The organism is Leptospira paudalimensis, from assembly GCF_026151345.1.
Lineage (GTDB): Bacteria > Spirochaetota > Leptospiria > Leptospirales > Leptospiraceae > Leptospira_A > Leptospira_A paudalimensis.
The window spans coordinates 1-22,156 of record NZ_JAMQPR010000003.1 but is presented as its reverse complement, the minus strand read 5'-3'; the positions used below and the strand labels follow the sequence as shown (position 1 = coordinate 22,156).

The following is a 22,156-nucleotide window of genomic DNA, read 5'->3' as shown; positions in this document are numbered from 1 at the left end:
GAATCTATATAAGAATACAATGAAGTTACTTACCATCACCCCCCATACAGGAAGGCCTTACGACCTTCCCAAAACAGATATCTCAACCCTACTCTTTCTTTGCTAATTGCAAATAACCACTCGCTAAAATCAACAAAGCCGCAATCAAAACCACTATAGAAACTTTATTGAATCCTGTATCAATGATGTTAAAGACCAAAGACAATGTAGAGATAATTCCAACCCCAAGAACAATGATCGATGCTGATATAGATTGACTATTGTTTGGGCTTAGATAGTTGAGAATGGTCAATGGTGGAACTGCAAATGCCCCAAGTAATGTGAGTGCAGACAATACCAAACCTGTGCTGATACTCGCATTTTGGTTGAACATAGATCCCATGGCAAAACCAAATAAGACAATGGTCGATGTAGGTAAAATGATGACGGATCCAAAAATACCGCCGTATAGTTTCAATGCTTTCATTTAAATTCCTCTTTAAATTTGTAGATTCATTCCAAGGCAGAAAACTTCTTCTGACGGTGGAACATCATTGAATGTAACACATAAGAGTTGGTGGGTTCGGAATTTCTTTTTCCGATTTTGATGAATCCTTTTAGTAATATTGATCTGTAGAGAGGAAAAGCAAGATCGCAACAAATCATGGAATCAGATCAAAATTTCGCATTAAACAAATGGATAGATAAGAATTACAAATCTCTGAATAGAGAATTAAAATATCCATTGGTTCCCAATGCACAAAAGAACAAAAAGGTATTTTATCAATTCATTGGCATTAATGAAAATTTATATTTGGAAATATTTCGAGATTCGGCAAAAATCCAATACCAATTAAAGGAAAACAATTATGAAACGTTGGTCGATCTTGATATTAGTCCCAGTATCGATCAAGAGGGTATGCACTTTTGTTCAGGGTGTAAAAAAAGAAAGAGATTCAAGAATCGAAATGAATTCATCAAACATCATTTCATTGACTCACTGAAAGCATTTCAAAACAAATCACTCAAAAAGAATCATTACATATCGATTGTTGAAAGTAAAACCTTGGATCTATTCCTTTCATTGATCTTAAAAAAATCAGAAATGTTTAGCTTATTGGCCTCTGGAAAGCTCCCGGAAAAAAAGACATCAATAGATGGTGGAAAACAAAGACCGAATCAATTTTCAAAAATGAAGTTCCAATTACTGAGAGCAGAGAAAGTTGTTATATGACAAGAATCATAGGTCTACAATCATTTCTTGTTTCTAATCTAGATAAGATAAACAAAGAATTAATGTTTCCTTTAGTCAAAGGGAAAACTCGGAAAGGACATTCAGAGTATACATTCGAAGGAATCAATGAGAGGCTTTCTTTATTTGTTTCTAAAAATGAAGCAGACATTTGGTATTCCTTGGGTGAGGAACGAAAGGATTTGTTGTTTGATCTTTCCATTGATACCAAATTTACATCTGGAAAAGGGTATTACTGCGGAGAATGTAAATCTCCTGTCTATAAGTCAGAATTTCAGTTATACATATATCATTTTTTAGAAGACCTTCAAAAACTTCAGGCAAAATATTTCAAACCGAATTATTATTTATTTTTTAAAGGATCAAAAAGTGGAGGGTTTTTTTATACCCAAATAAAGAAGCTAGCTGACCTGAAGAAACTGTATTCGGTCAATCGATTAGAAAACCAAAGGCATCAAATGGACCTGATTGCAATTGAAAAAATCACATTTTGATCTTCAGTTCTTACTCCGAATCGACATATCTTTAGAATATCCCTAACTCACCTTTTCATACCAACCCCAGTTCTTTACAGAATTTTGTAAAAGGAATGACTCTTCCGTTTGCATTTGAACCAAAATCGTTCTTTCCTAAGTGGACTTGGTAAAACTCAGGAATCTTTGTTCTAGCTTTAAAATATTCAATGTGGCGACTCAAAGCCTTGTCGCCTGTTTTGCATTCAACAGCAAAGATGGGAACTTTATTTTTTAGAATGACAAAATCAATTTCTCTTCCATCCGTATCACGTAGGTATCTCACTTCCATTGGAAAGCCTTGCGTGTCTGTAATGAAATGACAATACTTTAGCAAATGACTTGCGACAAGATTCTCAAATCGAAATCCTCTTTCTTCTACTTGCGACCAATCCCACATATATAGTTTTTTTAGTTTTTTGACGGCCCTGATCTTTGGAGTTCCATAGGGTAGGATCGAGAAACAATAGTATAATGATGAGAGAGCTTCCACCCACCTTTCTACCGTTGGTTGAGAAACAGACAAATCTTCTCCCACACTTTTCAAGGAAAGTGGCGATCCAACTCTTGATGGCAAAATTTCCGCAAGTAACAATAGAGAAGAGATATCCTTTATAGTTTCTAAATCGCGAATGTCTTCAGAGGCAACTTTCACCATCCGGTCATTCTGCCAGATTCGATGTTCGTTTTCATTCTGCGCAAATAATGGCTCAGGAAATCCACCAAACTTTAATAGAAGCTCCATGTCGGATTGGTTTGGATGTTTACTCATCTCCGAAACAGAGAAAGGATGCAATCGAAAATAGCGATACCTCCCAAGAAGAGAATCACCACCTTTTCGAAATGTATCCAATCGTGCCGAACCTGTAACAATAAACCGATTGTCCTCAAAGTGTTTATCATATAAACCTTTGATGAGATTTCGCCATTTACTATATTTGTGGATTTCATCCAAAACAATCGTTTTACTTTGACTCAGCTGAAGTTGGTCTTTTAAAATCAGAACTTTGTCACTGTTTCTGTCCCAATTCAAATAACCTGGATTTTTAACGGATGGTGGTTTCAGGTATTGCAAGGCAAGAGTCGTTTTACCAACTTGCCTGGGACCGCCAATAAACAACATTTTTCGGTTTAAAACGTCTTCTAAATACGGGTGCAGATACCTGAGTTTTTTCATGCTGACTTTAAACTACTCATGAGTGTTTTAAAGTCAATATTAAACTACTCATTTTTACTTTTTCTTACCCCTTTACACCTTCCATCGAATAGGGATTCAAAAACTGTCGTTTCCAGAGTAGATTTCTGTCCACCTGGCTTAACTCGGCTTCGTCACAAACAGACTTCCATTTTTTCTCAATGGTTTGGATTTGGTGTTTCACAATCTCTATCGCCCTAGCTTTCGAAAGTAGAAATTGACTGCGAGCATTGAGACAAACTTCGATTCGACTCCTTCTGTCATCGCCGAAGATGAGCATGGCTTGTGATGCTTCGTTCCCAGATCGTGCCTGAGGGCAAATATCGTAGGCCGGTGTAAGCGTTAGAGAATTTCCATCCCAGAAGGCAGCATGATTTCTTGCATGGTCGTCGGTGTTGCCACAAAGGATATTAAAGACTAGTCTTTGGAAGATCTCCTCTAAGGTTTCTTTTGGACTTTGAAAACGATGGCGAATGATTTCACAGAGGGTTTCATAACTTGTATATCGTGCCATCATCTCATCGAGACCAAAGAGTGTTAAGGCAGACACAACACGTTTTCTTCCCCAACCATGTTTCAATCGGACTCGATCAAATCGTTTGATGAGAAGCACATCTTTGTTTGCAGCTCGAACGAGTTTGACCGGAGCGACATCGATTCCCACAAGTTTTGCAAGACGCATGGCAATGTACTCGGCCTTCACGACATGGTAATAATCATCTGTCGAAGAAAACTTTGCCACATACTTGGACTCTTTCTCTTCCACGAGCGCTTTTGGTCTCGCACCACCTATGGAAGTTCCATGCAGAAGCGCCATATCTAATTCACGGCTGAGAGGAATCCCCTTCTCTACTTTTTCGGAAGACCTCAATAAGTCTTCTAAGGATACATTTGCATTCTGTCTTGGCTTGTACTCAGTTGGTGATTCTTGAAAATCGAGAGCACCAATTCGATCGGAGCCTGATTCCAAAAGATATAACAATTCACTGAGATCATTGGTATCTTTCTCTTTTGCATTGGATCCAGAAATTTTATTGAGAATGACACGCCTTCCCCAAGCATCTGGTGATGCATCGCGAATCGCATTTGGCATCTTGAGTTCGGGAAGGAGAGGCAATCGTCCTTCTATCAGTGGTAACTCTGGTTCATAGATGGAAAAGGTTTTGGAGTTCTCTTTCGACTTCTCTAGATAACTTCGTCCATAGTTAAAATAATAAAATCCATTCTCTTCTTCGATCCTACCACAGACGATTGGATCCACTTGGCCTTCTAACCAAATCCAAACAAAGGCTTCTTTAGAAGTCATCTTTCACCTTCTTTATTTTGTTACGAATGCGTTTAGGTAACAAAGTCAACTTGTCTGTTGTGTTCCGAATGGATTTGGAAAGGGATGGATTCTCTTCTAGAAAAATAGGAATGCCAAGGATCACGGCCGCTTCGAAAACCAAACCAATGGCCACTGTCATATCCCCTGCTTCTATCTTTTGCAAAGTAGTTCGCGAAATCCCGATTCGATCTGCAAGCACTTGTTCCGACCATTTTCTTTCCTTTCTGGCAACTTGGATTTCTTTTCCCAGTAAAACAGATGCTTCCTTTGCCATCTTAGAATAGGTTCTCGTAATTTTCATAAACTCTATAATACCAATGTATTGACCATTTTATCAGTCACTAAATCCTATTACGACCATTTTACTGGTCATTTTTAGGAATTTATTGAGACTGAGTAAATTTGAAAACTATGAGATAGCATGCTTTGGTCATCCATCTCCAACAACACTAGTTAAGGAATTCACAATCCTTGCCAAATGTTTGGAAGAAGGTTTCTCTCCTTCAAATAAGATTCGTTCAACGGCCTTTCTTGTTGCTTCGGGAAATTTGTTTAACATTCCCTTGTACTGTTCCTTTATACCAATCAATGAATCCTTCTGTATAGGAGGTGTTGGATTGTCCAAGGCTGGTTGGGAGAAAGTCTCAACGCTGCGATGTGGTTCCCGAGAGGGCAACTCCGTAAGGTTCGTACGCTCATCCAAGGCAGTCCCTAGACAAAGATAACGTCTACGGCCGTCAAATCCAGTTTGGATGACAAACCCCCGTTTTTTCAGCCTGGAAATCATGCGCGAAACGGTATCAGGTCGTATCCCAAGTAAGTTCGCAAAATGTTCGTTTGATGCAAAACACTTTCCATTCGATGTAAAACTTTCAATTTCTGAAAGAATTACCTTCTCAGATATGGAAAGGTCCTTCCTACTCTCGATGCGAGCAGGGATCCAAATTCCTTGTCTCATGTTGTCCCTTCGATTTGCCTAGACACGCCTTCGGCCAAACCATTTAACATTCTTTTTGTGGCAAGGGATCAAGTTAGGTGAAGTGATCCGAGGTCTTTGCCTACCTCATCCGACAAATGCCTATTACCGGACAGTAAAACCTAAATCCAAAGGACGGATTTTGTCAATCACAATGAGACATAATTTCAGGAGTTTTTTGGGGAGAGAGAAAGGTCCCCCAGGAGGGCAAACTCAAGGGGGAATCGCGTCTTTTTGGATCTTCACCTAAGACAATACAAGTGAAACATGGATTGGAAAAAGTACAAGAATTTTTTTGCTATTGCATAAAGGAATATTACTCAAATGGCTCTCTCAATGATTGCGTCCAACGTCAGTTCTTAGTTTTTTTGCGATTTCATAAGTATCTAATCCTTCTTTTCGCTCCATTAGCCATAGAACGAATAGTTGACCAGATTCATCATACATTTTGATAGAATCTAATTGTATGAATGTGCTATTTTTCATATTGAAAGTTTTCGATTAAATTTTCTGTAAAATCAGGATAATAGCTGAATAGTTCATACTTTTTAGAATCAGTATGGAATTTGAAAAAATATCTATTAACGATTACATCAGGTTCTTTCATATAATACATGACAAATGTAGATCCGTGTTCTAACTCATCGAATGATGGCGGAGTTTCCCAAGAACTATTCTTATCCTTTCCGTATTTATATTGTGGATACAGCCAAATAAGGAAGTAATGCTTTGTTTCAAAAAAGAATACATCCTCTTTGTAAACTTTGAATAAATGGTGTAGGCCGAAATAACTAGAGATTCCACATGGATAGTTCCTTGTTTGTATATTTTTGAATAACAATTTTTTGTATTCATCGCTGTCAGAAAGTATAATCTTATCTTGTTTGCAGTTTTTAGTAAAATCTTCAACTGTACCTTGCCCTATATAATTTGATAGTTCACCAACATCACCTTTGTAATTAATCGTTAAGAAATGATTCACAACAGGAACAATTTTTTCTCTCATATACTTTTCTACTGTATATTTATCGTTTCTATAAGGCCTAAGAAAGAAGTCTCTCTCATTTACATAGAAATAAACTCCTGGTTCGAATTCCTTAAATTTGTCCCGAATATCGGGAGCTTTATCTTTGGGATACGCGTTCCCAATAAATAGAATGAAAAAGACTAACGATTTTCTTAGATAATTAGTAATTTTATTTTCCATTAAATGTATCCGTTATTCTGTATTTAGGCTATTTTCTTATTCGTAACATACCTAATTCAATATATTCAAACGTTGACAATTATAGAAAATATAATTTAATTAGAAGAATATGAATATATTTAAGATTCTCGCCAGTGGAGATGGTTCAATAAATGAACCTAATGTTTCAGCTTTTCTAGCATACCTTCTGGATTGTTTTGAAGATCATGGCTTAAGAGACGAATTCCTAAGGAGAATTCTTAGAATATTTTATTCACTTGCTGATACCCCAGATTCACAAAAATACCTAGTTAAAGAGAATGATGAAATTACCGATTTATCAGCCAATTCAAATTTTGAAATAGAAGTATTTCTGGAACAAGCTTTTCATAGTTTAGATAGTAAAACAAAGCAAATTGTAGATATAGTAATTCTGATATTTGAAAAAGAGAACTACTCTAAAGAATCATATGCTAAAGAACTCGTAAAAAGCAAAAGTTCACGCACTTTACGAAAAATTTTTCTGATCGAAAATAAAATTCGAGAAAACTCTATCTCTGATCAAAATCAATTAATCAATCAATATAACTATGCAATTCAAACTCTGAGTAAAGAAATAGAATCTACTAAATTAAATGATAATATCCTAGATTTAATTTCATTTATTTTTATCTCTCCAGATGGACCAAAATCAAAAAATGCTTTTGAAAATTTCGAAAAAGTTCTACCAAACTGCCCAAAAGCACATATATTGTGGAACAATAACAATGGGATCATTGAATATAGTGAAGATCCCATTATTGCAATTCTAAAAGAAATAATTTTCGATTCACAAAATGGAGAAATAGAACCTATCCATAGTGAATGTTTGTATTTATTAAAATCTTTCATAAATTTTATTGAATGTGATTTTAAATCTAAATTTGAGGAAAAAACGGAAGGAAAATTTACTCGAGAAATTGAATACAATTTTGTAAATTTCTCAGGGAAGAAAAGGCATTTATTTACAACGGAAAATTGGACTTTAATTGAGAGTTTGAGCTCATACTTAAAAAAAGAATTTTCAAATAAAATAACACAAAGACATTCAACGAGTCATCCAATCTCAATTTTCTTAAATGATTCTGTTGGAATCAATAAGCCATTAAAAATATTCTCGATAAGCAAAAAGGGGTCTAAACTCGAAATAAAAATTTTATATAAAAGATTACAAGAATCTGATTATATTAAATCTCAAATCGAAGAATACTTAAAGAATTCAAAAATAGAATCAAAATCAAAAGATAACAAATTTTTTATTCCATGTGACAATTTTGAACTTAATAAAATTATTAAACTTTTTACTTTTTACATTCAGCAAATTGAACAAAAAACCACCTAACAAAATTGAATTGTCATAAAATATAACTTGCCCAATAAAACAAAAAGCGCTAAATATCATGCTTGGTAAGCAGAACATGAAAGAAGAGAATGATGGACTGGCAACAAAAGAAGAATTAGAAGCGATGAGACGACAGATGGAAGAGATGATGGAGGATCCAGACTTCTTCCCAGAGGATATTGAGGAAGAATATCCGGATGAAGAGGACTCACTCCATATGCAACTTCTCTTTGAACATTTAGATCGACTCAAAAAAGGAGAAAAGGCAAGCCTACAAGACATCATCGCAAGCGCACCCGAACCGATTGATCAAAATTCTTTCATCAAAGGACTCTTCGAACTATAACCGAAGACTCAGCTTCGCGATGGAAAGCTACCTTCCACCCTTTTTTCGATACTCCGACTGATACGGCAATTCCGTCCCATACCGGATTTTCAAACAGAGAAGTAAGTCCATAAGATGAGCATCTAACACAGAACGGAAATGATCTTTCCTATACCCACCAAACAAACTGATCGTAGATGGAAATTTTTTGGAGCCTTTATCGAAACGAGAAATTTCATTATACATCCATTCTTTTAAGTGAAGCCACTCTTCAATGGTCACACTCCCACCTAAATCATCATCCACCAGCGAGTCGGCCCCAGAACAAAACACAACGTAATGAATTTTGTTTTTTGCTACCTCTTCCAAAACTAGTTCCATCTTTTGTTTCGTGTCTTTGATGTAAGCCGCATGATTTCCTTTGGGATTAATATTAAAGGGAATTGCTTGTTTAACTTCTGGTAAAAATGAATTTGTATCTTCAATGGAATTTCCAAAATGACCATCCAAATCAATGTAAGCACCTCTGATCCCAAGTTCTCGATACAATTTAACCGAAGCGATCACCTGGCCTGAGAATGTACAAAACGCACTTCCACGATTCGGCATTGCATGATGAAACCCAGATGTGGGACTAAATGTGACTTCATCAAAAAGGAAACTATCACGGATGGCTTGATACAGAGAAGCATTCGTAAAACAGACAGAACTTGCTAGTGATAGATTCCATTCAAATCCGTTTGATGACGCAAGTGGACCTTCTCCTTTAAAAAAAGCTTTTACATATGTTTCTGTATGCCCGATTAAAAAATCTTCGATCTCAAAAGGTTTCCAATTGGCAAAAATCTGAAAATGATCTTCGTAACCTAACTCCTGTATCAAGTCCAAAAGTAACTTAGGTTTTTTCGGACTTAACGAATACCCCACACACTCTACCGGCACCATTTCTTTCTGATAGTAAGTTCGCAACATAAGGAAACTTTACATGGTGCAAAGGTGAAAAATCGGACATTTTGTTTCCGTTTCCAAATATAGTTAGAGGCAAGAAAACTGAAATCTAAGCTCTGGAAAGGATGCTCGGCTATAGAACCCCATTTTTAAGATTCGAATAGGCTAGAAATCGATTCTAAGGCAAAATTTGAGTCCTCTTTTCAGCCATTTAGAACACTATAATCCACTGAGAAATCGAAAGTCTGAATTTGCCAAAATCAATAAGTCACCGCATATAGAAAAAACGACCGAGTAGAACCTCGTGCAAAAAAGCCCATGTCACTACCCTCAATTGGATTTTTTCCTAATTCAAACTGAAGTTAATTTTCTCCCGGATTAGGACTGTCTTCAGTTTGTTCTTTGGGAACTCTCTGCTTACGAGCTTCTTGAATTCTTTTGTAATATTCAGTAGCTTTCATTTCATTATCAAGTCTCCAAGCTTCTTCCCAATCCATTTCCATATCATCCTCATTATTCTTATTCTCCATATTATATACCTACCTTTTAAGAATCAATTTATGATCTATTCGCTTCTTGAAACCAACCACATCTTTCATAAGTTAACACCTTGATCATTGATTTTTCTGAAAACGTCTGCCCCAATATATCACCAATAGGCGTTTGTCAACTTATTTTCATGAATCTTGATAAATTACTTAAGGATTTAAAAGTTATCATCTTGCTGACAATTTTTGGTTAGCTGGTCAAAATCAAACCTAGCAAAAATTTGCTGGTAACTTAAATTTTAATCAGAATTGATTTGCAGCAAATCTTCCAAATGTTCCAATCGACGCGAAATGGCAAAAAATCTTACCAAAGAAGAACAAATCCAAAAAGGACTCGAGGTCCTTCTTTTAGGAAGAGAATGGTATCTCAAAGAAAAAACTAAAAATCAACATGATGAAATCATGAATGTCGGAGATTTATACACACGATTCGATGAGATCCACCAAATTGACACGGATCCGGAAGCTTGGAAAAAGGGATTATTAGAAGACAAAGAAGATGATGATCCAGACAAAAAAACATCTCTACAAGAAATTGTTCGTAAACGGCTTTCAAATTATCAGAAAGAAATAAAAGATAAGTTTAATGTCACTATTAACTTTCAATCGAAAGAATGTAACTTACAAGAGAGCGATCTTTCAAAAATCTTTTCAATCTCATTAACTATCTTAAAATCCTTTGCCCATTTTACAAGTGATGAAGCCTTGCAAATTGTTTTGAAGAACTGGAAAGACAAAATTGCCTTACCTACGTTTCTCATCGTTGTTCGTTATGCGATCAAATTCAATTTGCCTATTGAGTTTCAATATAAAAAACTGATGAACATTCGACTAGAGCAAAGACGAGTGTATCCACGGGCTATCACTCTTGTGGAAGGAAATTTAGGTCTCATCGCATACGACACAAAAGATAAAAACACAAAATCATTTATGTTGAGCCGAATTCAAAATCCAAAACTAGATTTTTATTCCGCACTCATTTCTTCTCTGAGTAATGAAACCGAACTCCCAAATTTCGATCTGATTGATTACTTAAACAACAATCCATTTGCCAAGTTCCAAAAAAAAGAAGTAACATATACCATTTGGATGGCAAAAAACAATTTAGATTACTTTCTACATAGCATCAATATACCTTGTTCTGTGATCGAAGAAGACGCAAAGACTAATTCAGCTACAGTTGAAATTAAAACTCATAACGAATACTTAATCTTTGATATTTTATTTAACTATGAAAGATATGCGAAGCTAATTGGACCAAAAGAAGCAGTCGCGACCTTTCGATCTAAGTTAAATAATCTTAGTCAGTTTTATTCGGAAACAAAACTAAAACAAACAACCAAAAAGGACTCCCCAACAAAGGGGAGCCAAAAAGGGAAAAGAAAGTAAACGGAACTAACGTTTTGCGAGGTGTTTTTCGATTCGCATAATGGAAAACAAAACTCCTAAGAATGGCAAAAGTAACAGGATGGATCCTAACACAATCAGTCTTGTGTTTGTGAAAAACTCTTCTTTGGCATTTTTTGCATCCAATTGAGATTTACCACTGGTATAGTCTTCCCAGAATTTTCGGTAGACTTTACTTTGTTTGATATCTGTTAAGAAATCAATTTCTTCGTTTTGGTAGTTGTAGATCGCATTCGGAGAATATCCTTTTTTCATAGATTCTTTTAGATACTCCGTCATTTGTTCCGATGCATCTTCTCTAAATGAATCTTCTGAGAATTGGTATTCTAAATCATATGCGATTCTTTCTTTGGATTTATCAAAAAAGATCTGCCAATACTTAGAGTTGTATCTTGGATCACAGCTTCGACACTTTCATTTAATTCTGCATATGGCAAACTTTTGAGTTCGTCACTGATTTGGCCTCGAACAAGTCCTATTCCTTTTAGTCTCACTACATTTGCTAGCGTCGATTCAAAGTCCTTTTTGACATCCTCCAAAACGGCAATCGCAAGTTTCTCAGAATAAGTCACTTCCTTCTTTGATTCAGACTCGCTTGCATCAGCAGAGGCAGGGGTACTTCGTTTGAAGTCTTGGATTTTGAATTCTGTTTTTGGATACTTCTGATTGAAAACTGGTTTCACTAATTGGTATGTATAGGCGAGTACATTCCAACCTAATACCAAAACCAATAAGAGCATAAAAAACATTCCTAAAACGCGAGCGACTTTCGATACAAATTCTTCGATTTTTTCCATTTGAATCATATAACACCTTCCTTAATGTTGAATGACTCATATCATAACGAACGTAATGGGTATTTTCGGAAGAAGTCTTTCCGAAGAGATTTTTTTGCTAAGGCTATTTCAAAAGTAACTAGTTGCTTCTACTTACATAAGGGATTAATCCATAAGTTTTTGAAATATTTATTTATGACATTTTACACCTGCAGATGATTGAGGTCCGAAACTCAGAACTTCTACAAAATAAGGTGCCATCACATAATATTTCAATCCATCTGGCGTGGAAGACCAGTAATAAGTTGAACCTTTGTTTTCCCAATGAATCGATTTACCTGCGCTGTATTCTTCCTTTAATTCATCTATCCTTGGAAGTCGCATTCCATTCATTTTACATACATCATCGGCTTCTTTCCAAGTCATATTCCCCTGATAATCGGACCATTTACTGCAATGTAATCCAATAAAGACAATAAGCGTGAAAGTTAACATTAATTTTATTTTTTTCATATAAAAGAAATGATATTACATTAACTTTGAAATTAATTCAGACAAGTTAATTTTACCTTATTCATTAATATCTTAATTTATGATTATAGTTTCCAATGATCTAAGCAAAAGTTTTTTATAGATTCAGTTCTCGTTGATAAATCATTGATAGTGAAGGAATTGTTTGCATTTAAAATTTGAGCCATAGTTTCCTGAACTGCAGTAAAATCTGATTTTGAATAAAGATTTTGGTTGGTCGCTTTTTCACTAGGATTTTTATTCTGGCATGCACTATTGATTTCTTTTTCTAACAGTAGCAAATTTCCTAGCTTGTTGTTTGCGATCAAGTATTCTTCGAGCGAGTTAAATCCTAAATTTGGGAAGGAGAATCTTGGAGTTTGAGGAAAAATATGTTCAACTGTAGGCGTTTTCTTCCTATCATTATTAATGTTATACATCTCTGATAATCCCCATGTGTTTCTTCTAGATGGCATCGAGGTTCGTAAATAATTATCATACTCAAAGAAAAGATGACTAAGCGCGGAATATCGAACATCTCTTTCGAGGTAGCTTGCGAAAAGTGAGTCACTCATGAATCTAGTAGTAAAGTCAAATAACTGATCACGTATTTCTTCCTTTGTTAAGGTTCTTGAATCTCTTGCCAATATTGACATATCTACTTCTGGATCTGTACCTCGAATTTTATAGACGCGAAAATCAACCTTTTCAAGCAATTCAATGAATGTATATTTTTTACCGGGCACAACTTCATCTAAAATATTCAATGATTCAAGACGAATAAGAAGAGGGTAAAGGATAGTTGAAAATTCAAGATTACAGAAGTATTTATAGTAATGGATTTTTTTTACCTTTTCAATGAGATTTTGAAAAGAATGATAAAATAATTCTAAGTCATCAACATAATCCGAAACGAATTTTTCCAAATCAGTTATAGATATTCTAATTTCTTTCAAATGTCCTTTAAGAAAATGTTCAAGTATATAGTCGCTGCTAGCTTTATAGTCATATTTTTGATTATCATAAGCTAGAAAATGGTATCTAAACACTGAATCTTCGGTGAAAATTTTTGAATTGATTGTGGAAATACCAAACTCTTCTGATATCGCCTTTACCTTTAAAAATGATTTAAATATACTTCCGAAAGCTAATTTAATTTTTTCATCTTTACTACCATTTAAAAATCGATTTGAATAATACATCAGGAGACTTTTTGCTTTCTCCAAATTTGTTAACGATTTTCCTCTATCGTTTACGGTTTGAAATATTCTGATAGCTTTACCTTCATCAGATTCAATAAACTCCATAATTTCAAATTTTGCTAATGAATTTAATAAATTCTCTATCGGGTAAGCAGTTGAATTGATAAGAGACGTAATTCTCGTTTTTATGTGTGCATATCCGGAATTTAACAAAACTTGACTTTTTGTAGTTGGGTTTAATGGAAATCCAGAAAGTAAATCTTCAAAAAATGATTCATTATCACCTAATAGCTGCAAACGTGTTTTTTGACTTTTTATGTAACGATCTTTGAAAATTATTTTTTGTGTTTCATCTGCAATCTCTGTAATCATTGCATTAATGATCATTGTGATAGTCGTTAACCTTTGTTGACCATCAACAACCCAGAATTTTTCCTTTTCATCACTTTCCGAAAGTATAACTGTTCCAAGATAATGACTAGTATTAGATTCTAGTGCTTCTAATATATCTTCAAACAAATCATCAATATTTGAAATTTCCCATGCATAATCACGCTGATAGGACGGAATAGCTAGATATTTTGCTGTAAAAAATCTTTCTAACGTTTCTTTTCCCATTATTAAATCTCCATAATAATTGCATATACCGTAAAATAATGCTTTAGTTTCTACCTAGAAACAAACTAGCAAGCAAATATTTTCAATCGCATCCAAACAAAGAACCTAACTTTAAGCCAAATTCCCTTTTATACTTTTCACAAACGAATCTACCAACGCCAATATATCCTCTTTCCTTGCCAAAACACTAATCCATTCTTTTGGAATTTGATTTTGGCCATAATGAATTCCAGCAAGGCCACCCGTGATTGCACCCACTGTATCCGTATCATCTCCTAAATTCACAGCCATAAGAACGGCCTCTCGAAAGGATGTTGTCTTTAATAATGTCCACACACATGCCTCTAAGGTATGAACCACATATCCTGAAGAATGGATTTCTTCTTCCGGGAGATTTTGAATTTCTTTTGGATCCAATAACAATCGTTTGTAATGGTTTAATTCTTTTTCTTCACGAAAGATGGTTTTAGTATGTTCCTGTGCGATCTGGATACTTTCAGGGATTGATTTCCCTTGTTGTAATGCTATCCCTAGTTCGATAAGAAACGTAGATCCAATCAAACTCTTTGGATGTTTGTGAGTTAAAGAAGAAACATCGGAAACAAAGGAAACTCTTTCTTCCAAAGGTTGGTTTTGTAATGCAAAACACAATGGAAGGATTCGCATAGAAGCACCATTCCCATTGTCTTTTTCACCAGATCCGCCTGCCTCTTTGGGATGGATGGAAGTATCTCGCAAACGATCAATTGCCTTTCTAGTCCCGATCCCAACATCAAATGCCTTACCATAGGGAGTCCAGTAACCAATATCTAACCAATTTATAAATCGGTTACCAAGTTTCCTTAGATCAAAGCCAGCCACAAATGTTTCCATCAAACAAAACATAAGCGAACTATCATCGGACCAAGTACCAGGAGGTTGGTGGTGGGTTCCATATCCTATCATGCCGGATACAGGATTCTGTTTTAATTCCTCGCGTGATTCAAATTCAACTGGAACACCAAGGGCATCCCCTACTACAAATCCAAGGATTCCAGAATGGATTGATTCGTTTTGTTTTTCTATCATCATGTCATTTTACCCTCTTAGAAACTGGGGAGAGTCTTTCTGTTTTCCTAAGTCCACTTCATATCGAAAGTATTGGTAAATAAAAACCATAGCCAGAGTGTCGAGCTCACAATACTTCAAAAGTGCTTCTTTGATTTTGGTTCGAACACGCTCTGAACAATCCATAAATTGTAAAAAGGCAAAGGCAGTGAGTGCAGCCCCACCATCACTCAAACGAGCTAACTTATTTTTATTGGCCAAACTGAGCTCCGATTCAGGTATTTCTATTCCTTGAAAAAGATCAGGGAGTTGGTCATATGGATTGGTTGCTTCTTTCGTAATTGGATCGGTCTCTAACCATACTTTATCTTTGAAATTCAAACTTTTGATTTCATTTCCATAAATGGGTTTGTTGTAGATTGATTGTAAATAGAAAGACGAATTTAAAACGGCCGGAAGCACTGCTTTGATGGAATTAGAACCTTTAGTTCTCGGATCATAATGGAATTTTTTTACGATCTCACATAAATCCACCATATCGCGATCCCCTACCCAAGTATTTTCATTCTTCCCACCAGAGTGAGTGATCGTTTTGATCCAATCGATTAATTCTTGTTTATCAGGTTCCGTAGATTCATCCAATTGTTCTATGATTCGATTTAGAATGGTATTTTCATGATTGGAATAACGAAAGATTGTGCCATCATCGGATTCTAATTCTTGTTTGAGATGACGGACAAAATCAAAGTTGGGAAAAACTCCGGGTTCCGTCGAAAGATATTGTCCTTTGTGTTCTACAGAACCGTCCTCGTTCACTACATGGTGTGAAAATTGAAAGGCAACTTCTTCATAAGGTGACATTCCTTGATAGAACGGAATTGCAACAGTGGATGTTTCAAAGTCAATAAAATGGAGTGGAAATTTCCAACGATCCATTTCAAATTTTAGGCCTACTGTATTCAAATTAACAGACTTATCCCCATCTAAAACTTTTTTCAATTGGAGCCATTGGCGTTCCGAAGTAGATAGAGTATCATCCTCACTTGGATTGATCGTCAGATCCTCTTCCGAAAGATCTTCTAAGAAGTATTTCGACTCGCTTAAATATTGTGCTGACTTTCTTGAATTCCATAATTCGAATACAAGGGGTTTAGCAAATGCCTCTTTTGGAAGGCCAAGGCTTTCCGTCCAACATTCTAAGAATCCATCTTTTTTTCCTTCGGCCACATCACTTTCGGTGCAAGTGAATTCACAGGACTTACAAGTCGTAGAAATGGTTGGTTGGATTTTGGTGTTTGTTTCGTAACTTGTGGCTAGATCTTGAATTCGTTTTTCATAAACCGCCATCCCTTCTGCTTCGTAGATCAATGGCAAAACGGCATCGACACAAACTTTGATTAAAATCTTCCCACCAAGTCCAGTTATCTTCAAAAGTGGTTCGTCGATTTGAATTTGTTTTCTACCATTCTCTTGAGTGATTTTAAAAATTTGATTTAGACCATTGACGGTTGCTTTTGCATTTTTATTAGCCAACATCAAATATGATTTAATTCGATATTGAGGATAGGCTTTCTTCAAAACAAATGTTTGAAAGGCCACATCTTCTAGATAGGAACTATAAGCTGAATTGATCTGATCACCTCTTGCATTTAAGAATGCAGATTCATCTGTCCCGGCAAACGATTTGGCTTTTACTTCAATGAGTTCGATTTGGTTTCCGTTTTTTTTCAGAATGTCAGCGCGGATGAGAAGATTCTGATACCGGATTGCAGCTTCAAAGATGGTGACTTTATCTTTTTGTAAAAGTAATTCTGTTTCTTTGACGGCCGATTCAATTGCCAATCCTTCAATTTCAAAGCTATCCGAATCCATTTCATATAACTTTGCCAATTCCCCAACTTGGTATCCACCTTCCGCCAAACTCTCCAAAAAACTATCCTCTTGGCTTTGGTTTGCATATTCTGGATTGCTTGCATAATAGAGTTTTGTCGGACATTCTCCTGCTAATTGGTATCTTGATTTTGTAAGATAACGGGTTTTAGTTGGTTTAGGCATGCTCATGGATATTAACATAACAAACAAAAGTTTGTCATTCGGAATTTTTACATCCGAAATCGGGACAAATGAGGTGCATAATCGAATCCATGAACGATGTAAGTAACCAAGCAACTTCAATTTTTGCCACTCTTTTCCTCCCTTCAGAAGGGTTTTTTCAACTCCCTCTCGAGGATCGAATTTCGATGGTCAACATGGTGTTTGGGAACAAAATCTATCCATCATTAGAATTGAGATTTGATCGTATGGATTACGAGGCAGACCACAATACCAAATCCCGGATCTTGATTTCATCGTTATGGTTGGGAACTATCTCGATTTTTCTCTCTTGGGAAGTTCTTTCTTTTCCAATGATGACGAATTTACAAAGGCAAAAAATCACTCTACCCAGCGGCTTGATGGAAGAAAAGCAAAAGGACTACAATCCCGTCTCTTCCAATCGATTGGCGGAAACACAAGGGAATTCTTTGACAATGGTTCCCATGAATTTACCAAAATCAATATAGCCACAAAAAGGCAAAAACTGAAATCGATCCTAGAGGGTAGTCAATTTATGCCGTCAGATGTTTTGGCGTATCATTATTTCATGTACAGTTCGATGGAACGATATGAACATGTTACCGAAGAAGCTCCCTACTCTGCTTGGGATCTTTGTTTTCTACAAAGTCGGTTCATCTCGGAATAAACTTTTCCGAAAATGGGGAGATTTTTGATTAGAGTAAAAGGTTCTTGAGTGAGGCTAAAAATTTATTCAGGTAGGAAGGTAGGGTAACCTGCTACCATTTTGAATTGGATCTGAAAATTCTTTAATTCATTCAAAGAAGAATCACGATTGATGTAATTTTCCAAATGTTCCTTGGTTCGAACGGAGCAATATGGAAGTAAGTTTTTGACCAAGGCAATGAAATCTACATTTAGTTTTTTTGCAGAAAATTCAATCAAAAATAGATAACGAATATTTTCTCTATAATCGATAAATGTATCTTCTATACAATGACAGATCAAAGCAGCATGGAGAAATTGTTCTGAATTAATAAACATTGCATATTCCGATAGGTATCCACTAAAGGATAATAGTTTCTTAGCTAAGTTTAGATTTACTTGTTTCCTTACCTGAACCAACTCACCTTCTTTTAGCAATACGATCAATGAAGCAAAATCCACAAAGTTTTGATATACTTCACTGGAAGCAGGCCTTTTCCGAGTAGCCATTGATTCAAATTTTGTTAAATATTCACTTACCTTCATTTGATTCTTAAACCAATCCCCTCCCCCACTCCACCTGTCACCCATATGAAAGACCTAATGTTACCTATGTGACTCACCCAAATGAACCCCACAAAAAAAAGAGACATAATTCCGATGGGTCAGACGAAGATAACCCACGCAAAAAACCATCTAGCAAGAACCTGAGTTGATTCTGTCTTGCGAATCTTTAATTCACTAACTTTTCAATTGCTTGGAAGAGTTTTGATTGTTCAGCTTTCGAAAGTTTGGAACCCAAGAATGGAAAGCGTTTTGCAAACATGGTTTTGATGTCTGTCTTTGGTTTTTGTTTTGGAGCAGCTTTTCGTTTATTTGCTAAATTCTTTAGAGCTTGTTTGAACTCAGTTGGTCCAGGTTGGTTTTGTTTTGCACTTTGTGCTAACCTCAAGGCCTCTCGATAAACCGCTTTATAGCGTTTGAGTTGGGGAACGGAAATACCTTGAGTTTTGGAAATTTCGGCAAGTGTTGCGTTGTCTTTGGATGTGATATCTCCACCACGGTTGTCTTTTTGGAAGGTGTCTGGAAATAGATTCACTAATATATAAATGACTTGTGCTGGGTCTTTGATTTGGCGTCTGTCAAAGTTGTCAGACAACATCAAAACTTCTAGTTCACGGAGTGTGATTTTTCCTTCGATGAAGCGAACGGGTGCTTCGGTGATTCCTAATTCCCTTAGGGCTTTTTTTCTTCTATGGCCTGTGATGAGAGTGTTTGGCTTTAAGGAAAACCCAACGGCGCTGGCTCTTGGTCCAAAGACAATGAGTGGATCATGGATCCCACCTTTTTTGATTCGGTCCACAAAACGACTCCAAGCCAACTCATCTTCTTTTTTGGATTTATCCCAGTAGTCAAAAAACTTGATGTTGTCAGGATGATCCAGAAGTTCCGATACATTGGCATTCCGAACAGGACTGAGTTCCCAGTTTTTGTTTGAGGAGGTTGTGAGTTTGAATGATTCTTTATTGGAGACAAGAATGTTTTGCCCAAGAGAGTCAATCATTGCCGATTTCTTTGTCTTTGTACTCATAAGGAAATCACCTCACTTGCTAAAGATGAAAATTCTTGTTCTGATTTGGATCCAGATTTCAAACCATTTCCTTTCATGATGGCTGACTGAACTGCCGCTGATCGAGTGATATAGGATTTTGTGTGTTTGAATTTCCCTTCTTTAAGGATATCAATCACATCGTCTTTAGTTTTGTCAGATACCATAGAGGGAACGGCAACATGTTTTGGAGTTTTGAGTCCAGATCGACCGATTAACTCAACTTGTTTTTTAGCTTTCAATAATCCAGATAAACTCCACCGGTCGTAAGTGAGTGGAGAGAGAACGATATCAGCAGCATACAAACCAATTTTGAATTCGTATACCGGTGAAGGCGGAGTATCAATGATCACATAGTCGAAGGGTAAAGATGAGATTTCTTTTTTGGAACGTAGGAGTAAACCTGGATCGTTTTGTAGTTCAGCACCCAAATCTTGTAAATCAGGGGAGCAAGGGATCACCGTGATACCTTGGGATGGGAACATACAATCTTTTAGTTGTTTGCGGTCCGAGAATGCATGGTAGGCATTTTTTTTATCAATTTCATCAATCGAAAGATCGCGCAGAAAAAAATCTGTTAACGAATAGGACTGAGGGTCCAAATCAATCACCAATACTTTTTTCTTGAGTTGGCTAATTGCCAAGGCCAAAAAGATAGAAATGGTACTTTTGGAAACGCCACCTTTCAAACTTGCTGAAGTAATAATTTTCATTGAAAACCAAGTTAATGGGAATTCGAAATAAATTCAAATTTTTATTCGAGGAAAGACTAAAAAAGACCAAGGGATCACCGTGATCCTTTGCTCTTCTGTCCTATCAATGAATCCTGACAGCTTTTCTTTTTGCCATCCAACTCTCTTCTTTCTCCAAACATTGGCACAATCGGAAAGAAAATTGTAAAAAACGAACGAACTTTACAGTATCCTCCATCGATAGAACTTATCGAATCTGCGTTTAGGAAAAGAGTCATAATTGGGACAAAGAATAAAGCTTGATCATATTTCGAACCATGATATCAGTTTTGGGAAATTCAAATGAAAGTATTTTACTGTACACTTTTATTCCTATTCAGCTTCCATTCCATTTTGGCAGAAACTCCCGACCAGAGTAAATGTGAAGCCTACAAAAAAGGGGCCGAGAACCAATACACCAATTGTTTGAAACACAAAAAGAATCACCCTTGTGAAATTGTTAAGCATGCAAAATCATGGAAGGAGGTTGTGAAATTATTAAAAGAAAAAGGTGTTATTGAAAATCCAAATACTTTTGTAGAATATACGTTTGACGGAGAGAATCTCGAATATACAATCACCTATGAAAAGGGAACCATGATGGCCGAGAAATATGGAATCCGAAAGATTCCAGGCTATATTAAAATGATCAACGAAAACGAGGTTGAGTATAGTTTGTTAAAACCTTTAGATGGCCCCTGCAAAGGAGTTACAAATAAAGTATCATGTTTCGTAGTTGGTAATTTACTTACAATTGGTTTTGAAGGGAAGCCTGATATTTGCGGTATAATTACATATTTAGAAGTAGAATTGGATATGATGAAAAGTGAAAAAACTTTTTCTACAAGAAAAGTCAAAAAGCCATAATTCCAGAAAAATGTGCGAAGCCGGAAAACAACCAATGAAACAATCCATTATTCTTACTATCCTCACGTTTTTATACCCATTTGCCATGTTTTCAGACAAACAGAAAGGAAATGGACCAATCGATTTTTTCAAAGAACAACCGGTGCATCCATATTACGAAACACTTGGTGGCAATGGAAGTTTGAACTGCAAAGAGAAACAAGAATGTATGTCGAATTGTACAAGTTCGGTTTACGTTTATACAAATCGGGGAAAATCTCTGGAATCAGCGAGGCAAGGTTGTATTGCTGATTGCAATCGAATTGTTTGTTTGCCAGAAAATAAAAAGTAATCGATTGCGATTTCAACGTATTCATCGAAAATCTATTCTTTTCTTGTCCCAACGAAACTCATGCGCCAGCGATTGCAGCGGAAATCCTTTCCCGTTTTGGATTCAGTTTTATCTTTTGTCATTTTTTGGGAAAGATTGGAGCGAAAAGCGTGGTCACCGCTTCGATAGACCATTTTGTCTGTAACGGATGTGAGGCGCCCACTAAAAACAACATCCAACTAACGAACTAGGCTTACCGACGTTCTCGGCAAAAAAATGCTTGTACTCTTTTTGTACTTCGGTTAGGGTTGTTCTTAAGTAATCCTTAACCGGGTTAAGTCAAACGCCCTGGAAGGTGTGGTAGCCAACCAGGGCATATTTATCTCTCTTTTCAACACACCTCCTTTATCCTCATCGCCTTCATCCTGTGAAAATTTCCTGATTTATGTCTCTTTTACTTATTGACAGTTTATCGACGTCGGTACATTTGGGGAACGTTTGGTTAACACTGCCGAACACGGCTCTACCACATAGCCGTTATGACTTAACTCGGAATGCGTTAAAAAATTCCGTCGGAACGTTCGAAAGAACTTTCCACTCTCTGTAAATTTACTTTGACCGAAGGTTTGTCTTCACTTGAAAAAACCGAAGTCCAGTAGAGTAGGGGAGCTATGCATTCTTTGAATGCGTTGG

The 22,156-nt window shown here is 36.2% G+C and carries 24 protein-coding genes; 7 read left to right on the top strand and 17 right to left on the bottom strand.

The genetic code is table 11. The annotated features are described in order from the left end of the window. Window positions 1-88: 88 nt before the first annotated feature. Window positions 89-466 (bottom strand): hypothetical protein, encoded by a 378-nt coding sequence (locus ND855_RS18420; protein WP_265359673.1) that lies wholly within the window; start codon window positions 464-466, stop codon window positions 89-91. Between the two features lie 743 nt (window positions 467-1,209). Between ND855_RS18420 and ND855_RS18415 the strand changes: the two genes are divergently transcribed. Further along, complete coding sequence (locus ND855_RS18415) at window positions 1,210-1,725, top strand: hypothetical protein (protein WP_265359672.1); 516 nt, start codon at window positions 1,210-1,212, stop codon at window positions 1,723-1,725. Window positions 1,726-1,780: 55 nt separating this feature from the next. Here the strand turns inward: ND855_RS18415 and ND855_RS18410 are convergent, their stop codons facing one another. From ND855_RS18410 to ND855_RS18390, 5 genes are all read right to left on the bottom strand, one after another. Continuing rightward, window positions 1,781-2,920, bottom strand: coding sequence for an ATP-binding protein (locus ND855_RS18410; protein WP_265359671.1), 1,140 nt, complete (start codon window positions 2,918-2,920; stop codon window positions 1,781-1,783). A gap of 64 nt (window positions 2,921-2,984) precedes the next feature. Beyond that, window positions 2,985-4,244, bottom strand: coding sequence for a type II toxin-antitoxin system HipA family toxin (locus ND855_RS18405; RefSeq protein ID WP_265359670.1), 1,260 nt, complete (start codon window positions 4,242-4,244; stop codon window positions 2,985-2,987). Next, window positions 4,234-4,566: a helix-turn-helix transcriptional regulator gene (locus ND855_RS18400; protein WP_265359669.1), complete on the bottom strand. Its 333-nt coding sequence runs from the start codon at window positions 4,564-4,566 to the stop codon at window positions 4,234-4,236. Before ND855_RS18400 ends, ND855_RS18405 begins: the two co-directional genes overlap by 11 nt. A gap of 129 nt (window positions 4,567-4,695) precedes the next feature. Next, window positions 4,696-5,223 (bottom strand): helix-turn-helix domain-containing protein, encoded by a 528-nt coding sequence (locus ND855_RS18395; RefSeq protein ID WP_265359668.1) that lies wholly within the window; start codon window positions 5,221-5,223, stop codon window positions 4,696-4,698. A gap of 493 nt (window positions 5,224-5,716) precedes the next feature. Beyond that, window positions 5,717-6,448, bottom strand: a complete 732-nt coding sequence (locus ND855_RS18390) for a hypothetical protein (RefSeq protein WP_265359667.1) — start codon at window positions 6,446-6,448, stop codon at window positions 5,717-5,719. Between the two features lie 109 nt (window positions 6,449-6,557). Between ND855_RS18390 and ND855_RS18385 the strand changes: the two genes are divergently transcribed. Both ND855_RS18385 and ND855_RS18380 read left to right on the top strand, forming a co-directional pair. Next, window positions 6,558-7,808: a hypothetical protein gene (locus tag ND855_RS18385; protein WP_265359666.1), complete on the top strand. Its 1,251-nt coding sequence runs from the start codon at window positions 6,558-6,560 to the stop codon at window positions 7,806-7,808. A 76-nt stretch (window positions 7,809-7,884) separates the two neighbouring features. Beyond that, window positions 7,885-8,154 (top strand): hypothetical protein, encoded by a 270-nt coding sequence (locus ND855_RS18380; protein WP_265359665.1) that lies wholly within the window; start codon window positions 7,885-7,887, stop codon window positions 8,152-8,154. Between the two features lie 27 nt (window positions 8,155-8,181). Here ND855_RS18380 and ND855_RS18375 read toward each other — a convergent pair whose 3' ends face one another. Together ND855_RS18375 and ND855_RS18370 are read right to left on the bottom strand one after the other, a co-directional pair. After that, window positions 8,182-9,105, bottom strand: coding sequence for an arginase family protein (locus ND855_RS18375; protein ID WP_265359664.1), 924 nt, complete (start codon window positions 9,103-9,105; stop codon window positions 8,182-8,184). A 338-nt stretch (window positions 9,106-9,443) separates the two neighbouring features. Next, on the bottom strand, window positions 9,444-9,611 hold the full coding sequence (locus ND855_RS18370; RefSeq protein WP_265359663.1) for a hypothetical protein: 168 nt from the start codon (window positions 9,609-9,611) through the stop codon (window positions 9,444-9,446). 309 nt (window positions 9,612-9,920) lie between these two features. Here ND855_RS18370 and ND855_RS18365 point away from each other — a divergent pair, with 309 nt between their 5' ends. After that, window positions 9,921-11,018, top strand: a complete 1,098-nt coding sequence (locus ND855_RS18365) for a WYL domain-containing protein (RefSeq protein WP_265359662.1) — start codon at window positions 9,921-9,923, stop codon at window positions 11,016-11,018. 6 nt (window positions 11,019-11,024) lie between these two features. Here ND855_RS18365 and ND855_RS18360 read toward each other — a convergent pair whose 3' ends face one another. From ND855_RS18360 to ND855_RS18335, 6 genes are all read right to left on the bottom strand, one after another. Next, window positions 11,025-11,315 carry a hypothetical protein gene (locus tag ND855_RS18360; protein WP_265359661.1) on the bottom strand — a complete coding sequence of 97 codons (291 nt, stop codon included), beginning with the start codon at window positions 11,313-11,315 and terminating at the stop codon, window positions 11,025-11,027. Window positions 11,316-11,362: 47 nt separating this feature from the next. Beyond that, on the bottom strand, window positions 11,363-11,842 hold the full coding sequence (locus ND855_RS18355) for a hypothetical protein (protein ID WP_265359660.1): 480 nt from the start codon (window positions 11,840-11,842) through the stop codon (window positions 11,363-11,365). Window positions 11,843-12,001: 159 nt separating this feature from the next. Continuing rightward, a complete protein-coding gene (locus ND855_RS18350; RefSeq protein ID WP_265359659.1) occupies window positions 12,002-12,238 on the bottom strand; it encodes a hypothetical protein in 237 nt (78 codons plus the stop codon). A gap of 170 nt (window positions 12,239-12,408) precedes the next feature. Beyond that, window positions 12,409-14,142 (bottom strand): DUF262 domain-containing protein, encoded by a 1,734-nt coding sequence (locus ND855_RS18345; protein ID WP_265359658.1) that lies wholly within the window; start codon window positions 14,140-14,142, stop codon window positions 12,409-12,411. 111 nt (window positions 14,143-14,253) lie between these two features. Next, window positions 14,254-15,213, bottom strand: a complete 960-nt coding sequence (locus ND855_RS18340) for an ADP-ribosylglycohydrolase family protein (protein ID WP_265359657.1) — start codon at window positions 15,211-15,213, stop codon at window positions 14,254-14,256. Between the two features lie 6 nt (window positions 15,214-15,219). After that, the gene (locus ND855_RS18335) at window positions 15,220-17,250 is read right to left on the bottom strand and encodes a DUF2779 domain-containing protein (RefSeq protein WP_265359656.1); all 2,031 of its coding nucleotides are present in this window, start codon (window positions 17,248-17,250) and stop codon (window positions 15,220-15,222) included. 83 nt (window positions 17,251-17,333) lie between these two features. Here ND855_RS18335 and ND855_RS18330 point away from each other — a divergent pair, with 83 nt between their 5' ends. After that, window positions 17,334-17,750 (top strand): hypothetical protein, encoded by a 417-nt coding sequence (locus ND855_RS18330; protein WP_265359655.1) that lies wholly within the window; start codon window positions 17,334-17,336, stop codon window positions 17,748-17,750. Window positions 17,751-17,991: 241 nt separating this feature from the next. Here the strand turns inward: ND855_RS18330 and ND855_RS18325 are convergent, their stop codons facing one another. The 3 genes from ND855_RS18325 to ND855_RS18315 all read right to left on the bottom strand — a co-directional run bounded on the left by ND855_RS18325 (window position 17,992) and on the right by ND855_RS18315 (window position 20,268). Beyond that, the gene (locus ND855_RS18325; RefSeq protein ID WP_265359654.1) at window positions 17,992-18,492 is read right to left on the bottom strand and encodes a hypothetical protein; all 501 of its coding nucleotides are present in this window, start codon (window positions 18,490-18,492) and stop codon (window positions 17,992-17,994) included. Window positions 18,493-18,679: 187 nt separating this feature from the next. Continuing rightward, entirely contained in the window at window positions 18,680-19,537 is an 858-nt protein-coding gene (locus ND855_RS18320; protein WP_265359653.1) for a ParB N-terminal domain-containing protein, read from the bottom strand. Beyond that, entirely contained in the window at window positions 19,534-20,268 is a 735-nt protein-coding gene (locus ND855_RS18315) for a ParA family protein (protein WP_265359652.1), read from the bottom strand. Before ND855_RS18315 ends, ND855_RS18320 begins: the two co-directional genes overlap by 4 nt. 321 nt (window positions 20,269-20,589) lie before the next feature. Here ND855_RS18315 and ND855_RS18310 point away from each other — a divergent pair, with 321 nt between their 5' ends. Next, the gene (locus ND855_RS18310) at window positions 20,590-21,153 is read left to right on the top strand and encodes a hypothetical protein (protein ID WP_265359651.1); all 564 of its coding nucleotides are present in this window, start codon (window positions 20,590-20,592) and stop codon (window positions 21,151-21,153) included. Window positions 21,154-21,187: 34 nt separating this feature from the next. After that, a complete protein-coding gene (locus tag ND855_RS18305; protein WP_265359650.1) occupies window positions 21,188-21,484 on the top strand; it encodes a hypothetical protein in 297 nt (98 codons plus the stop codon). Window positions 21,485-22,156: the final 672 nt, after the last annotated feature.